Below are 18,217 nucleotides of genomic sequence, written 5' to 3' on the forward strand. Positions count from 1 at the left end.
TCAAGGTTAATTGTCCGACATCGAACAGAACAAAGGTAGAGAAATAAACTCCGGTAGAATAGAACGATTGTTTTATCAACGGGATTTATGTTCAGAATAAACATTTGACCTTATTTTAATGGTTCTTCTTCTACTTCACTGCGATAATAACCGTCCACTTCAGCAAAGAAATTCTGCTTCAGGGAGTCCAGAAGTTCGGGCTGTTGTGCCGCCATATTCTGTTGTTGAGTCCGGTCGGCTTTTACATTAAATAATCCGTATTCACCCAGATTACCCAATTCATTTCCGGTCAGGTTTCGTTCGGAACCTTTATAAGGAGGCATCATAATCCAGTCGCCCGAACGATAAGCCATACGTCCTTGCGCTTCCAGCACTACATCCTTGCGGGCAGTCTGCTCTTTTCCGAAGAAAGCATCCAGATAGTTCCGACTATCCAAACCTTCCGGCAAATCGGCATGTATCATCGAACCCAGAGAAGCGAGAATATCTACCTGACAAACCAGTGCATCGGATACGACCGGCTGAATCTTTCCTTTCCAATAAACAAACAGAGGAATATGCGTACCACCGTCGAACAAACTATATTTACCTCCGCGCAGACCTCCTGCAGGAAGGTGATCGCCTGCCAGTTCGGGAGCACCGTCTTTGTAACCGTCATTCAGAACCGGCCCGTTATCGCTGGAGAAGATAATCAGTGTCTTTTCCAACAAGCCTTCTTTCTTCAAGTGGGCAAGCAGTTCGCCGACACACCAGTCTGCCTCAACGATGGCATCGCCACGAGGCCCCATCGTTGTTTTGCCCACAAATCGCTGGTGGGGAGCACGAGGGACGTGAGGTTCGTGTAAGCCATAATACAGGAAGAAAGGAGCACCTTTGTGTTCAGTAACAAAGTTCTTTACCTTATCTACAAAATAGTCGGCCATATCCTCGTCTTTCCAACGGGCTTTCTGTCCGCCTTTCATATATCCGATACGAGGAATTCCGTTTACTATAGAGTTATTATGTCCGTGTGCCCACTGCATTTTCAGCATCTCCGGATGAGAGATGGCAGTCGGTTCGCCCTCAAAATTATGCTCGTAACTCACTTCGATAGGGTCGGCCGGGTCGAGTCCTACTACATCACCGTTTTCCACGTAAACCGTCGGGACACGGTCGTTGGTTGCCGCAATCAGGCAAGAGTAGTCGAAACCGATTTCTTTGGCACCCGGTTTGACGGTTTCGTTCCAGTTGACATTGCCGTCTCCCATCCCCAAATGCCACTTTCCGATAGCTCCGGTCACATACCCGCACTGCTGCATCATCTTCGGCAAGGTAAACTGATTTTCATTAATGATAAGAGGAGCATCTCCCGGCAGGATTTTTGCATCCTTATTTTTCCACGGATACATTCCGGTCATCAAAGCATAACGGCTGGGAGTGGAAGTTGCCGAAGTGGCATATCCGTTCGTGAAACAAACTCCGCCATGAGCCAGACTGTCGATATTCGGAGTATGAATCGTAGTAGAGCCATAAGCGCTGACATCACCAAATCCCAGATCATCGGCAAGAATCACAATCACATTCGGCTTTTCTTCTACTGGCTGTGAGGTACAACCTACTAAAGACAACGTAGGAACTAGATAGATTATCTTTTTCATAATATTATGTAGTTAATAACGATGCAAATTTAGCCACCACTTATTTATTTATGTAGAACAAATGTTTAATAATGGGGAGAAATGTCCATCCTGCAACTATTCCAGAGAAATAAGGTATGAAAATGCGTGTGATGAATTAACTCGAAATGATAGCATAGGCCTGTCAATGTTCTACTTTTAATATTCTACAGGAAAATAGCCAGTTAGAAAGTAGCAAACTAGAAAATAAACTGTATAAATAAACGCATGAGCATACAAAAAACAGTCTAATATTGCATAAAGCCAAACAAGATATACATCTTTCTCTATTCAGGAACCGTTCATTGCCTTAAAACCAACGAAGTGTTCCTCGGTGTGCATCGACTTGTTCCTCACCGAGGAAGCTATCGTTCTCCGGTGAAGAAGATAAAAATGGACTATTAAGAAATATTTTCTCCCTAGTTTATCATAATATATTGGAAAGGAGAAAATAATAAAATGATTGGTTATTCAGGTATCTACTCTCCAAATAACAAAAAGAATCAAGAATCTATCGCAATTCGATTAGTATATTCTCAAAACAGCGAGAATAGAGAATCACGTAATTACAAATGCATGGCATTTTCCGGCTTTTCTTTACCAAACTGCGATTTATGTCCTTCTCCGATGATTAAATATTCCTTTTTTAAGAATCATCGTTTTTTAAGGGAGGCTATATAGTTTGGAATAGAGGTTGTGCTTAACAATAAAAACTGTAATAGTATACAGGAACAGCCCAATAAGATATTACCGGATTCTGACAAGATTAGGTAATGTCTTATTTTTATAATGATGAAAATTGTTACCTTTGTATATATCTTATATTTACAATTAAGATTAAACCTAATTTTTCGCTTATGAAAATAGTTAAGGCTACCTACATCGTTATATTCATTACCGGACTATTAGCCGGAGTGTTCTTCTCATCCTCTGTTTCCGCCCAAGATATTTCGGGAGCCTGGCACGGAAAACTTTCCCTTCCCACCGGTTCATTGACTATTGTATTCCACATCAGTCAAACGGAACAAGGCGCTTATGTGACCACACTGGACAGTCCCGACCAGGGAGCCAACGGTATCAAGACACAGACTACTTCTTTCAATGATTCTACTTTAATTATCCAGATACCTGTGATTCATGCTTCGTACAAAGGAAAACTGAACAGTGATAACACAATCAACGGAACATTTACGCAAGGGATGCCCCTTCCGTTGAATTTGAAAAAGGGAGAAGCCAGCCGCCCCAAGCGTCCGCAGGAGCCTCAACCGCCTTTCCCTTACAGAAGTGAAGAAGTCACCGTGAGGAATGAACGCGATGGTATTAACCTTGCCGGAACATTGACTCTTCCCGAAAAAGGAACTAAATTTCCGGCAGTGGTAATGGTGACAGGAAGCGGTGCGCAGAACCGGGATGAGGAAATCATGGGACACAAACCTTTCTTTGTCATCGCCGATTATCTGACCCGAAACGGAATTGCTGTGCTTAGATGTGATGACAGGGGTACTGCCGCTTCACAAGGTACTCACGCAACAGCTACCAATGAGGATTTTGCCACAGATACGGAAGCAATGGTGAATTATCTGCGCAGCAGAAAAGAAATAAATGCAAAGAAAATCGGAATTATCGGACATAGCGCAGGCGGAATCATTGCATTCATCGTTGCCAAAAAGGACCCATCCATTGCATTTGTCGTTTCATTGGCAGGAGCCGGCGTGAGAGGCGACAGTCTGATGCTGAAGCAGGTAGAGTTAATCTCTAAATCCCAGGGAATGCCGGATGCCGTCTGGCAAGGGATGAAGCCTTCGATACGGAACAGATATGCCATACTGCAACAAACAGACAAAACTCCCGAAGAGTTGCAGAAAGAACTGTATGCAGATGTTACAAAAACAATGTCTCCCGAACAATTGAAAGACCTGAATACCATCCAGCAACTATCCGCACAAATCAGTTCGATGACTTCTCCGTGGTATCTTCATTTTATGAGATATGACCCGGCCCAGGATTTGAAGAAACTAAAATGTCCGGTTCTGGCTCTGAACGGAGAAAAGGATATTCAAGTGGATGCCGCCATGAATCTTGCTGCCATTCAGGAAAGAATCACCGGAAATGGAAACAAAAATGTAACAGTCAAAGCCTATCCGAACTTAAATCATCTGTTTCAGACTTGCGAAAAAGGAACATTGGCTGAATACGGGCAGTTGGAAGAAACAATCAATCCGGAAGTCTTGAAAGATATCATTGAATGGATAAGGAAACAATAAGTCTATTAATGATATTACTTAGCAAGTACACATTTCTCAATATCACATTCTTTTCTTGCTAATTCTTGCAAATTCTTCAAATATTTGCAAGAATTGGAAAGAAAGTAAATGGCTACAATTTACATATACTACATAAATCTCCCGTCATCAGCTTACACCAACATTGTCTAATTTGATTTAAATCAAAATCTATCTCATCGAACTCACCCTGAAAGATTTTGTTTTACCTTTGCAGCCGAAATAAATAAGCGGCAAATAATAGTAAGGTAAAAAGGTAACAGGTATTAAGGTTAAGTTTTGTATGAAGAAGAGTCTTATTGCATTGGCGTTCGGCACACTGGGATTAGGTATTGCCGAATTTGTAATGATGGGAATTTTGCCCGATGTGGCAAAAGATTTAGGTATTAGTATTCCTACCGCAGGGCATTTCATTTCTGCTTATGCATTAGGCGTCTGTGTCGGTGCACCTGTATTGACACTGGCTCGCAAATATCCGCTAAAACATATTCTGTTAGTATTAGTTACCTTAATTATGATAGGTAATATCTGTGCGGCTATGGCTCCCAATTACTGGGTGTTGCTCGCTGCCCGTTTTATCTCCGGCTTGCCTCATGGTGCATACTTCGGAGTAGGCTCTATTGTTGCAGAGAAACTAGCCGACAAGGGTAAAGGTTCGGAAGCCGTCTCCATCATGATTGCAGGAATGACCATTGCCAACCTGTTTGGTGTACCTTTGGGCACTTCCCTAAGTACCATGCTTTCCTGGCGTGCCACTTTCTTGCTGGTCGGTATCTGGGGAATTGTTATCCTATATTACATCTGGCGATGGGTTCCGCATGTAGAAGGCTTAAAGGATACCGGCTTTAAAGGACAATTCCGCTTTCTTAGAACTCCGGCTCCGTGGCTGATTCTCGGTGCTACGGCACTAGGTAATGGCGGTGTATTCTGCTGGTATAGCTACATCAATCCGATGCTTACCAATGTGTCCGGCTTCTCCGCTGAAAGCATTACGCCTTTAATGATCCTTGCCGGCTTCGGTATGGTGATGGGAAACCTGATTAGCGGACGTCTCTCCGACCGCTACACCCCCGGAAAAGTAGGGACTGCCGCACAAGCACTTATCTGTATTATGTTATTGCTCATTTTCTTCCTTTCTCCCTATAAATGGGCAGCAGCCCTGTTGATGTGTCTTTGTACGGCAGGACTGTTCGCAGTATCCAGTCCGGAGCAGATATTAATTATCCGCGTATCAAAGGGAGGAGAAATGCTGGGAGCAGCCTGCGTGCAGGTTGCATTCAATCTCGGAAATGCCATCGGTGCTTATGCAGGCGGACTGGCTGTTAGTGGTGGATACCGTTATCCGGCTCTGGCGGGTGTACCATTTGCTCTAATTGGATTTACTTTATTCTTGATTTTTTATAAGAAATATCAGGCAAAATACTAAATAACTAGTAAAAGCTGCCCTACTTTCTGCTGCAAGATAAAATTCACTTTAAAGTCTTGTAGAATTATATTTTTACTCATACTTTTGTAAGGTCTGTTAAGTCTTGATAAATGGGAATGAGGAAAGATACACTTATCACAATTATTATGGGAGTAATTAGTATATTTACTTCTTGTAATCCGCATCCCAATCTATCAAAGGCTGACCAACTAATAAATTTTTATCCTGATAGTTCCCTGACATATTTGAAAGCTATCCAGCATCCTGAAAATATGTCCCCAAAGGATTATGCAAAATGGTGCCTATTAGTAGCTCAAGCAAAATATAACAATGCTCAAAGCTTAGTTCCGGACTCATTTGTTTTTAAAGCTTTTGATTATTTTTCCAAAGACACATCCGACCCGATACTAACAGCAAGAACATATTTTTATACTGCACTTATCAGTAAAGAAATAAGAAACATAGAAGAAGCTGCTCAATACTTATTAAAAGCAAGAGATTTCGCGGAGAAAGCAAATGACTACAATCTAGCATTCAAAATTTCCCATGACTTGTGCGACATCTACTCTAAACAAGGATTATTTGATTATAAGTTAACAGAGGCATGGAGAGGATATAATTATGCACAGATTTCTAAAGATAGTCTGTCTATTTATTATGCATTGGCAGATCTGGGACATGCTTATTCTACCAAAGAGCAAATCGATAGCGCACTTTATTTTTTCGAAAAGGCATTCCCTATTGCTCAAAAAGTACATCCCAAAGCCACCTCTTCTGCTTTAAACGATATATGTTATGCATATATAAATAAAAAAGATTATATTTCCGCACTAAAAATCTGCAATGAGGCCATTGCATGTGAAAAGGATTCAATTGACCGATATAACAATTACATTATCAAAGGAGTAATCTTTCAAGATATACAACAATATGATTCTGCTATCCATTATTTTACCCTAAGTAGTAAAAACCAATATATATATGCAAAAGCACTCAGTTATAGCTATCTGGGAGAAATTTATGAAAAAAAAGGGAACATTCTTAAAGCGTTAGAATTTATCAAAACCTATGAACTATTAAGAGATTCAATAGAAGATCAAAACCAAAGCGTGGCAATTATTAAAATGCAGAATCTATTTCAAAACGAAAAACTGCAGAAAAACAACAAAGAACTATCTAAAAAGATGGAAGAAATTAGTTCTCTTGTATATAAAATAAGTGCAATTGCAGCTTTCGCGTTACTAATTACAGGATTATGCTACTTCATAACCTACAAAAAGAAGAGTGAACGTATACGAAAACAAGAAAGAGAAATATCTCAAGCCAAAGATAAACTACAACAGCAAGCTATAGAAAATCTTCAAAAAGAAGAAAAACTATCTTCACTACAAGCAGACTTTTTACGCAGATTAGTGGCTATCAACATTCCATCTCTAAATAATAAAGCAAACGATCTCGTTATCAAACTTTCTAATGAGGATTTTGCTAATCTGGAAAAAGATATTAATGCTACTTTTGATCAATTTACAGTAAGACTAAAGAAAGAATATCCACTACTCGACAAAAATGAAATTCAGTTCTGCTGTTTAATAAAAATACAATTAGATTTAAATACCCTTGCCAATATCTACTGCAGAAGTAAAGCTGCAATTAGCAAAAGAAAACTTAGAATCAAACAAGAAAAACTAAACATTACAGATAAAAACATCTCTTTAGATGATTTTATTCAAAGATTCTGAAATATCCCTCCTTACATTAACATCTATTCATAATAAAAGGATTTAATTGCCATTTGTCCAATGGTAATCTATACCTATTTACATTAACACATTAATTATTAGCGATTTATATAATATCTATTGTCCAATGCTTTTTTTGTATTCATAAATCATATTCCATAACTTTGCAATATCAAACGTAAGCAAAATCAGATTCTATAATAACATCTTGATTAAACTATTAATATATAATATAAAATGTGATATAGCAAGAAAATCAATATTAATTATTTAAAACTAGAATTATGAAGAACCTAATTTGGCTTAGCGCATATCTTATCATAAGCGCAATTTTCAGTTCTTGTTCAAAAGACGACGAAAACACCTCTATTATTCCGGAAGGAGAAAAAACAAATGTAAATGTATCATTAAATATTGCTCCTATCAACGCAATGGGAACCAATATAAATGATAACAGAACTTCTATTGAAAACTTTTGGTTATTAGAATTCGATCAACAAGGTAAAAATGTTGCAGTTATAAAAGAACTACGATTCAGTATCAACTCTGCAGAAACAGTAGAATTAGTAGCAGGGGCTAATATGAAACTGGTAGTAATTGCTAATGTAGATAAAAGCATTGTTTTCCAATTAGGAAAACAAAACTATGAAGCACTAAAGAATACTATTTATACATTACCAGTCAATTCATCTAACGCAATTCCGCTAGTAGGAGAGCAAGTAGTTTCTATTACCAAAGAAAATCAGACATTAGATGCTATCACATTAGAACGAATTGCAGCTGAAGTAAAATTCACTATCAATAATACCTCTTCTGATTTCCAGTTAACTTCCATAGCATTAAAGAATATATATAAAATGTATTACTTTAGTAAGGGAACAATATCTCAAAGTAATATTGCAGACTATAGTGAAATCCCATGTACTATCGGTGAAGAAAATTATACCCATTACATAGCTGAGAACCTGATGGGAACAAATTCTAGTATCACAACAGACAAAGACAAGGTAACAGATAAACTAGCGACTTTCATTGAAATTGTTGGTGAAAGAATGAGTGAAGGCAATAAAGAAATAGCAACTTTCAAAATGTTCATTGGGAAAAATGAAAAAGATTTCAATGTAACAAGAAATAATGCATATAATTACAATATTAATCTTAATCTGGCAGATGCCAGTGATAAACGCATCACTATTGAAAAGATTCCATTAGAAGGCATTGCAGCTGAAGCTAACTGCTATATACTGAATCCAAATTCAGAACATGAGCTACTGGTTCCTGTGAAACGAGTAAATGCATTTTGGGGAACAGAAGAAGGCGGCTTCAAAACAGATCATATGTTGAATGACGGAAACAACCAAGGAAAAGTAACTAAATGGGTTGCCCGTATCATAACAAAAGATAGTTCTAAGGAATTACTGAAATTCACCACCCAACAAGGAAGCTCCGCCAATGATTATATAGGAATCAAACCTACAGGAAACGAAGGTAATGTATTAATAGGAATCTACGACGCAACAGCAGGAGAACCTGCACAAGACGCTAAACCATTATGGAGCTGGCACATTTGGATTACAGATTATAATCCGGGAGGAGATATTAATGGAATAATTCCTGCAATTTCTCAAAACCCAGGAAAAGCAGATGTTACAGGAGGAGCTATCTACCGTTTTGGGGGAGTTGATAACAATCAAACGAAAGATGGATCCACACAGGCAATGATGGATCGTAACTTAGGCGCACTAAGTGCAACACCAACTGACGGTGCGAAAACGATCGGTATGTATTATCAATGCGGTCGAAAGGATCCGATAATGACTGATTGGAGCCAAATCACTAAGTTAGGAACCAGCTCTTTAGGGGGAGACGTTTACTCCATTCATATCAAAACAGCAAAAGGTCCCGTATCTAAAGAAACAGCTGTGAAAAACCCGGATACCTATTTCTTGGGAGATGCAGACCATTTTACTTATAAAGATTGGTTAATTGAAGGCAGCGGTAGTACTGAACTATGGTACAAAAAGAGTGATGAAAAAACCAAAACACTATACGATCCATGTCCGGCAGGCTGGAGAGTGCCTTATAAGATGAACACTTATGGTGAAATAAACGGAGAAGATGTTGACAATGGTATTTATCTTTGCCCTAATATCTCCATAAAAATATTTTACCCGTTTGGCGGACATTTAAATGCCATTACCGGTCAATATCCGGGAGGAAGTTTGTTTGAATACAAAACTGCACAAAATGGTTGGCTGGGCAGTTATCCGGACAATCCTAATAATGCCTATAGTTATCATATATTCTCTGCAGCATTAGTAGACGAATATGACGGACCATTCTATCCCATCATGCCTAACAATGCAGACGGCAGATACTTAGGTTATAGCGTACGTTGTGTAAAAGAATAAATCACCAAAGAAAACAGGTACATGAATAAACACATTATTCTATTATTTATCATATTGTGCATTGGCCTTACAAGGGCCAGTGCACAACATAGTATTACTGGTAAGGTGCTAGATGCTACTAACCAAGAACCTATCCCATTTGCCAGTGTTACTATAAAGAACGTCAAGAGCGGAACAACTACGGACAATAATGGAAATTTTACCTTGAAGGTCAATAATAACGATATCCTTATCGTCAGTTTTATGGGATACGAGACTAAAGAGGTTAACATTGGAACACAAAAGAAAGTAACGATATTATTATCAGAATCTTCTGTTTTATTGGATGCGGTAGTAGTCACCGGGTTTCAGAATCTTAAAAAAACAACCTTTACCGGCTCTTCCGTTAAAATCAAAGCTGATGATATTAATTTGCCCGGTGAAACAGACATAAGCCGTATGCTGGAAGGCAAAGCAGCCGGAGTATCTATTCAGAATGTATCGAGTACCTTTGGTAGTGCCCCCAAAATACGTGTACGTGGTGCCACGTCTATCAATGGAGAAAACAAACCTTTGTGGGTAGTAGATGGAATCGTATTAGAAGATGTGGTAAATGTATCCAACGACCAACTAGCAAGCGGTGACCCTACCACCCTGTTAGGCTCCTCCGTAGCAGGTATCAATACTAACGATATCGAAACAATTGACGTATTAAAAGATGCTGCTGCAACAGCATTATATGGAGCCAGAGCTATGAATGGAGTAGTTGTAATTACGACTAAAAGAGGAAAAGAAGGAAAACCACGTATTCATTATAGCGGAAACTACACAGTACGGACCAAACCACGTTATTCTGAATTCAATATTATGAATTCAGCCGATCAAATGTCTGTGTATGCAGAAATGGAACGAAAAGGTTTATTAACTTCGGACATTGTAAATAACCAGTCTTCCGGTATTTATGGAATCATGTATAATAGAATCAACACATGGGATGAATCAAAGCAACAATACCTTTTAGAAAATACATATGCAGCCCGTCACAACTTTTTAATGGAACACGCAGCAGCTAATACAGACTGGTTTGATCTGCTATTTACCAATTCCATAATGAATGAACATACATTAAGTGTATCAAGTGGTTCACAAAAGTCGAAATCCTACATTTCATTAGGCTTTTTGAACGATCCGGGATGGACTGTTGCCGACAAAGTGAATCGAATCACAATGAACTTCCGAAATGACTACCAGCTAAATGACAAAATCGGATTTAGTTTTCAAACGGTAGGTTCTGTCAGAATGCAGAACGCTCCCGGTTCATTAAGTCGTTCCAGTGACGTTGTAAGTGGTATTTCCTCACGTAATTTTGACATAAATCCGTTCAATTATGCATTAAACACAAGCCGTGCATTACGAGCATACGACTCAAATGGAGAACGGGAATATTATACACTCAACTTTGCCCCATTCAATATTTTAGAAGAACTCGATAATAACTATATTAAATTGAATGTGATAGATTTAAAAGCCCAAGCCGAATTTAACTGGCAAATTTTTAAAGGATTAAAATACAATTTTACCGGAGCTATCCGCTATGTACGTTCAAAGCAAGAGCATGAAATACACGAAAATTCTAATATGGCAAATGCTTATCGTGCAGCTGGCAATTCTACCATTCGAGAAAACAATCCCTACCTCTACAAGGACCCTAGTGATCCGTCAGCCGAACCGATTGTTGTTCTCTCTAAAGGGGGATTCTATAATACTGCCGAAAACTTATTATTAAATTATGATATAAGAAACTCTGTTAGTTTCAGCAAAATATGGAATGAGAAACATGAGTTCAACGCATTATTAGGACAACAAATCAAATATTCCGATAGACAAACGAACAGCAACACCGGCTACGGATTCCAATATGACATGGGAGGCACTGTTAGTATGAACTATCTTATAATGAAACAAATGATCGAGCAAAATTTTGATTATTATTCAAGAGCTTTGACATACGATCGTTTTGCCGCTTTTTATGCAAATGTTGATTACACCTATGACAGACGATATTCCATTTCCGGAACAGTACGGTATGACGGCTCCAACACAATGGCAAATTCCAGTTCAGCCCGCTGGCTGCCTACCTGGAATATCAGTGGGAAATGGAATATAGGTAATGAAGCGTTTATGAAAGATTTTGTCTGGCTGGATGCATTAGCGCTACGTGCCGGCGTTGGATTAACAGCCAGTATGCCTCCATTATCAAATGCAACACCCATTTTTATAAATTCCAATACTACGCGACCAAGTACGGACATCGAATCAGGCATTGAAATTTACACATTAGGTAATTCTGATTTGACATGGGAAAAGAGTTATCAATCTAATTTTGGTTTTGATGCCACTTTCCTTAAAGGAAGACTCGACTTCTCTTTTGACTATTTTATCCGAAACAGTTTCGACTTGTTAAGTGTAATAAAAGTCTCCGGAATTGGAGGAGAAAGATATAAATGGGCCAATAGTGCCGACTTAAGCGCCTCCGGTTTCGATATAACATTGTCAGGAAAACCTATTGTAACAAAAGATTTCATGTGGTCAAGTTCTTTCACTATGGGATATTCCAAAAATGAAATCAAGAATTCAATGCAACAACCACAAATCAACACGTTGGTAGGAATCACAGGAGGAAATAAAAATGGGTATCCGGTGAACGGGCTTTTCTCTATACCATTTGCCGGTCTGAATCCGGAAAATGGTGTACCGATGTTCTATGATGAGAATGGTACTATCACCAGTGATATCAATTTCCAAAGTACTTCAACAGATTACTTAAAATACGAAGGACCGACAGATCCCAAATATACAGGAGGGTTTAACAATTCCTTTACTTGGAAAGGTATCTCATTAGATATTTTCTTCACTTTCCAAGCCGGAAATGTAATCCGATTGAATCCTGTATTTAACAGCAGTTATAATGACTCTCAAGCAACCCCCAAAGAGTTCTTTAACAGATGGGAATTCAGAGGAGATGAGAAGCATACTAATATCCCTGCAATAGCTGATAAAGATCTGATATCAGATTTGAGCAGTACTTATCCTTATTCAGCATACAATTATTCAGATATACGGGTAGCGAAAGGAGATTTCATCCGTCTTAAATCATTATCTGTAGGATATACCATTCCGCAGAAGCTTTTCAAATCGTGGAAGTTGTTCTCTGATATTCGTTTACGAGTAACCGGCAAAAACTTATGGTTACTATACTCTGATAAAAAATTGAATGGACAAGACCCTGAATTTGTCAATACCGGTGGTGTAGCCCAACCGATACAAAAACAAGTTATTTTTTCATTAGATGTCAGTTTCTAAATCATCCTTATACAATGAAGAAAATTAAAATATACTTATATATTGGAATCATGTCCTTTTGTACCAGTTGCTCTGACTTTCTGGACAAAGTACCCGACGAACGTACTCAAATAGATTCTCCGGATAAAGTATCCGCATTACTAGTAAATGCGTATCCTAAAGTTTCTTATGCGGCTATTGTCAATACCCGTTGTGATTACATAACCGACTTCGGAAGTGTTTACTCTGGTGCGCAACCAGGAGCATTATTCAGCTTTATGGGTGAAAATTTCTTATGGAAAGACGTGATAGAAGATGGAAATGATTCCTTCGAAAACTTCTGGACAGGATGCTATGCAGCTATTGCAGTATCTAACCAGGCGCTTATTTCTATCGACGAGTTAGGAACACCTTCAAGCACAATCAATCAAAAGGGAGAAGCACTCATGACCAGAGCCTTCTCACATTTTTGTCTTGCTTCACTCTTTGCCCAACAATATGACGAATCGACTGCATCGTTATATCCGGGTATTCCTTATGTAGAGAAACCAGAAACACAGCCAGTAGAACAATATGACCGGGAGACAGTGGCAGATACTTATAGAAAAATCACACAAGATTTTGAGGACAGCTATCCTCTTATGACGGATGGAAGCATTTATACAGCTCCCAAATATCATTTCAATAAGAAATCAGCTGCCGCCTTTGGTACCCGTCTTTATCTATTAATGAAACAATATGATAAGGTACTTGAATATGCCAATCAACTCATTTCCATACCGTCACAATTTGAGACATTGACGGATAGTAAAGGAGAACCTCTTAAAAATCAAGATGGTACACCGCAACAGTATATCTCAAAAGATGATCCTGCATTTTCGTTTGTAAGCAACAACTTTCATCCTTTTGCAACAACTTACATGGATGCAAGCGGATATATTGAAATGCGTTCGTATTTCTGCAGTTCTTCCACCAATGCCAATTTATTGATTACAGAAGCATTGTCTTCAATCGCCTGGGGAGAATTACCCTTCTATTCAAGATATGGTTTATCTTCTACTGACATTGGCAAGACAATCAATGCAGATAATGTTACAAATGGTATGTGGGCTATTCCCTATTACGGTACATCCAATTTCTACTTCATACCTAAATTTACCCAATTTACTAAACAAGAATCTTTAGACGCATCCAACTTTTTGCCGTATGCCAATATTCCTGTTTTGAGAATGGAAGAAGTGTTATTAAACCGTGCAGAAGCCTACCTAATGCTTAACCAATATGACAAAGCTATCGCTGATCTAAATTTATATGCCAGCCAACGTTTTGTTATAGCAAGAAGCCCAGCATCAAGCAGATATTATGATTCTAAAGAATTATGTATTACACGCGATAAGATACTCAATTTCTATAAAACCAAACTTAATAATACTGATCACTTTATCAATAAGTACAATCAGACAGACTCTTGGAGTGATTTGAAAAAAGGTATCCTACTTGCAATACTTGATTTCAGAAGTATAGAGTTTTATAATGAAGGACTTAGATGGTATGATATTGTACGCTGGAATATCCCCGTCACCCATACCCAGGCTAACGGCAGCAAGTCCAGCTTAATGCCGGACGACGACCGAAGGGTACTACAAATTCCGGAAATGGCAACTATTTCGGGAATAAAACTTAATCCAAGAAATAACGTAAATAATACATGGGAATAAAATGAAAACAACAAATCACATTGCCAAATGGATACAAGCATATTTCATGCTACTATTCTGCATTAGTACTGTTATTTTCACTGCCTGTAATGAGGACAAACTCAATCTTGACCAAGAGATTTATGGATTGGGTGGAAATGACGAGCAAAAAAATGAACTGGACAAATGGTTATATGAAAACTATACCCAAGCTTACAATATCGAAGTGAAATATAAATGGAACAGTTATGAACTGAACACTACCGCCCAACTAGTCCCCATTATGGAACGCTTCGTAAAACCTTCTATGGATATGATTCAACGAGTTTGGTTTGAGCCTTATAAACAATTGGCAGGAGATAAATTTCTTAGAGAGATGACACCTAAGAAAATCATTTTGGTAGGTAGCCCGGAATATAATGCAGATGGCAGTCAAGTATTGGGACAGGCTGAAGGCGCTCGTAAAATTACGCTATTTGATGGTAATAGCTACAATCCGAGTGATGCAGACTGGATACGTTCTATCATGCATACCATTGAACACGAATTCGCCCATATTCTCCATCAAACCAAAATGTATGATTCCAGTTTCAAAGATATATCCGCCGGAGATTATAATCCGACAGGGTGGACTTCTGAAACGGAAGTAAGTGCATTACTTGCCGGATTCTATTCCGCATACGCAATGTCGGGAGTTGATGAAGATTTCGTTGAAGTGGCATCATTAATTATGGTGTATGGAAAAGAATGGCGTGACTATCGAATTAATTTGCTCGAAAGTTTAACAACGTCTCCTCCTTCAGAGGGAGAAACAGCAGAAGAAACAGCACAGCGTATAGCCCTTGCCAATCAGGCACAAACGGCTTTAACCAGATTACTGGCTAAAGAAGAAATTGTGATCAATTACTTTAAAAATGTATGGAACGTACAGTTTTATGACGACGCAATGGGAAATAAAGGATTAGTATCTTTAGTACAAGATGCTATTAATCAAATTGTAAATGAAAACACTCCAGAATAAATAATTATGAAAATAGTTTATACATATTATCTTCTAACCTGTGTAGCATTGTGCAGTATATTTTCATCTTGCAATAATGAAACCGACATTTATATGGAAAACCCGGATAAACGGATTCAAACTAAAATGCAGGAATATACTGATATACTCACAGGAGCTCCCGATGGATGGATTGCAGAAATAAATACCCAATTAGGAGGTATTCACACCTTATGGATGCAATTCACTGCAGACAATCGAGTATCTATGATGTTCGATTATGTAGAATATTACCGCGACTTGAAAGCAAGTCCGTTTGAAAGTAGCTATATACTCAAGCCACTACAAGGACCAACTATATCATTTGATACGTACTCTTTCTTATCTATCTTTGCAGATCCCAACCAGCTGATGAATGGTGCAGGACAAGCAGGAACCGGATTAGGAGCAGACTACGAATACGAGATTATATCCTACAAAAACGATCAGTTTCTCCTAAAAGGAAGAAAAAACAAAATGGAAGCTACACTGACTAAAGCTACCAATGAGGAAAGAGAGGCCATCAAAAATGGCGCCTTAATGGAAAATCAGGATCAGGCTCCTATCTATCAAAAAAAATACTTCACTTTCAGTTATAAAGGACAAGCGTATGATTTTGTATCTAATGGTAGAAAAACAGGTTTCTTATCCGCTAACAATGGAAATCCGACCCTACAAATAGAAGGTTCTAAAATAGACCTGAACGGAAATATCGTAATGATGAACCCGTTAATCCTTAATGGTTACGAAATTTATCAGTTCAACAAGACATCCACCGGATACACTACACAAGTAGGCAATGATATACTTGAAATTAAAGGAGGTACTACACCAATTGTTCCTCTATTCAATGCACCTCCAGGAGCAATTCATCAGACAATGGTAGTGTACAACGATATGCAAAATCAATGGTCATCCGAATATTTTGATAAACATAAAGCTGCTGTTTCGAATTTATTTGCATTCACTCAAACTCAATTCTATATTGTGTATGTTGCCATACACATGTACACAGACGGAAGTATAGTGGAGATTGGTTATAAAATATATCAAAACGGTTCATTAGGAGCCGATACTTACGGATTCTATTATACATTCAACTATCAGAAGAATTCAGATGGTTCTATCACTTTTGGAGATTATACACCGTTCGATACAAGCAATCCTAATCACGAAGAGTTCGACAAATGTCTGTCACCTATTTTAGATGGTTACTTTAAAAAACACAAATTCTTCATTAAAAGCTGGCCGGCTTTGTACAACAATTCCAGCCAATATGTGATGTCCTCGCTAATTCCTGCAGAAGATAAGACACTTGGTGTCATGGTAGGCGTACCTATGACGTTCTAAAGTTTACTTTACATTTATAGGGATGCCTGAAAACGGCATCCCTCACTCATTAAATAGATATAAGAAAGAAGTATTTGTTTTCCAACCAATGTATATAATCTAAAAATGCCTATCTTTGCAGTCAGATTATCGATAACTAAATAAAAACGAAATAGATAAATGGCATTGCAATGTGGTATTGTAGGACTACCGAACGTGGGTAAGTCGACACTTTTCAACTGTTTGTCGAATGCGAAAGCACAGGCGGCAAATTTCCCTTTCTGTACAATTGAACCCAATGTAGGTGTAATCACTGTTCCTGACGAACGTCTGAACGCACTCGCTGAATTGGTGCACCCCCAACGAATTGTTCCTACAACTGTAGAAATCGTAGATATCGCCGGACTGGTGAAAGGCGCAAGCAAAGGTGAAGGACTGGGAAACAAGTTCCTTGCCAATATCCGTGAAACAGACGCAATTATCCACGTACTCCGTTGCTTCGATGACGACAATGTGACACACGTAGACGGAAGCGTAAATCCCGTCCGCGACAAAGAAATCATTGACTACGAACTTCAATTGAAAGACCTGGAAACCATCGAAAGCCGTATCCAGAAAGTACAGAAACAAGCACAGACGGGCGGAGACAAAGCTGCAAAGTTAGCTTACGATGTACTCGTTCAATATAAAGACGCATTGGAACAGGGAAAATCTGCACGTACAGTGACTTTTGAAACAAAAGACGAACAAAAGATTGCTCATGAACTGTTCTTATTGACCAGCAAACCGGTAATGTATGTCTGCAATGTTGATGAAGCAAGCGCAGTAAACGGAAATAAATACGTAGATATGGTACGCGAAGCCGTAAAAGACGAGAATGCTCAAATCCTGATTGTTGCCGCCAAGACAGAAGCCGACATCGCCGAACTGGAAACGTATGAAGACCGTCAGATGTTCCTTGCCGAAGTAGGACTGGAAGAGTCGGGCGTGGCACGTCTTATCAAATCGGCTTATAAACTCCTGAACCTCGAAACTTACTTCACAGCCGGCGTACAGGAAGTACGTGCCTGGACTTACGAAAAAGGTTGGAAAGCTCCGCAATGTGCCGGAGTGATCCACACCGATTTTGAAAAAGGCTTTATCCGTGCCGAGGTTATCAAATACGATGATTATATCAAATACGGCTCGGAAGCAGCTGTGAAAGAAGCCGGAAAACTGGGTGTGGAAGGAAAAGAATATGTGGTGCAGGATGGCGACATCATGCATTTCCGTTTCAACGTGTGATTATCGGTTACCACCGACGACTTATTAATTACTA

The 18,217-nt window shown here is 38.8% G+C and carries 10 protein-coding genes; 9 read left to right on the forward strand and 1 reads right to left on the reverse strand.

What is annotated here, in order from left to right; all coding sequences use genetic code 11:
* Window positions 1–110: 110 nt before the first annotated feature.
* Window positions 111–1,637 (reverse strand): sulfatase-like hydrolase/transferase, encoded by a 1,527-nt coding sequence (locus Bovatus_RS15565; protein WP_004298654.1) that lies wholly within the window; start codon window positions 1,635–1,637, stop codon window positions 111–113.
* 875 nt (window positions 1,638–2,512) lie between these two features.
* Here Bovatus_RS15565 and Bovatus_RS15570 point away from each other — a divergent pair.
* From Bovatus_RS15570 to ychF, 9 genes are all read left to right on the forward strand, one after another.
* Window positions 2,513–3,919, forward strand: coding sequence for an alpha/beta hydrolase family protein (locus tag Bovatus_RS15570; RefSeq protein ID WP_004324096.1), 1,407 nt, complete (start codon window positions 2,513–2,515; stop codon window positions 3,917–3,919).
* A 301-nt stretch (window positions 3,920–4,220) separates the two neighbouring features.
* A complete protein-coding gene (gene araJ / locus Bovatus_RS15575; protein ID WP_004298658.1) occupies window positions 4,221–5,363 on the forward strand; it encodes an MFS transporter AraJ in 1,143 nt (380 codons plus the stop codon).
* A gap of 116 nt (window positions 5,364–5,479) precedes the next feature.
* Window positions 5,480–7,102, forward strand: a complete 1,623-nt coding sequence (locus Bovatus_RS15580; RefSeq protein WP_004324097.1) for a hypothetical protein — start codon at window positions 5,480–5,482, stop codon at window positions 7,100–7,102.
* Between the two features lie 284 nt (window positions 7,103–7,386).
* A complete protein-coding gene (locus Bovatus_RS15585; protein WP_004298662.1) occupies window positions 7,387–9,513 on the forward strand; it encodes a DUF4906 domain-containing protein in 2,127 nt (708 codons plus the stop codon).
* Between the two features lie 21 nt (window positions 9,514–9,534).
* A complete protein-coding gene (locus tag Bovatus_RS15590) occupies window positions 9,535–12,855 on the forward strand; it encodes a SusC/RagA family TonB-linked outer membrane protein (RefSeq protein ID WP_004298663.1) in 3,321 nt (1,106 codons plus the stop codon).
* 14 nt (window positions 12,856–12,869) lie between these two features.
* Complete coding sequence (locus Bovatus_RS15595) at window positions 12,870–14,552, forward strand: RagB/SusD family nutrient uptake outer membrane protein (RefSeq protein ID WP_004298665.1); 1,683 nt, start codon at window positions 12,870–12,872, stop codon at window positions 14,550–14,552.
* 1 nt (window position 14,553) lies between these two features.
* The gene (locus Bovatus_RS15600) at window positions 14,554–15,552 is read left to right on the forward strand and encodes a putative zinc-binding metallopeptidase (RefSeq protein ID WP_004298668.1); all 999 of its coding nucleotides are present in this window, start codon (window positions 14,554–14,556) and stop codon (window positions 15,550–15,552) included.
* A gap of 93 nt (window positions 15,553–15,645) precedes the next feature.
* Entirely contained in the window at window positions 15,646–16,920 is a 1,275-nt protein-coding gene (locus Bovatus_RS15605; protein ID WP_004298670.1) for a DUF4302 domain-containing protein, read from the forward strand.
* A 159-nt stretch (window positions 16,921–17,079) separates the two neighbouring features.
* The gene (ychF, locus tag Bovatus_RS15610) at window positions 17,080–18,183 is read left to right on the forward strand and encodes a redox-regulated ATPase YchF (protein WP_004298673.1); all 1,104 of its coding nucleotides are present in this window, start codon (window positions 17,080–17,082) and stop codon (window positions 18,181–18,183) included.
* The last annotated feature ends 34 nt before the right edge of the window (window positions 18,184–18,217 follow it).

The organism is Bacteroides ovatus (assembly GCF_001314995.1).
In the GTDB taxonomy this organism is placed as follows: domain Bacteria; phylum Bacteroidota; class Bacteroidia; order Bacteroidales; family Bacteroidaceae; genus Bacteroides; species Bacteroides ovatus.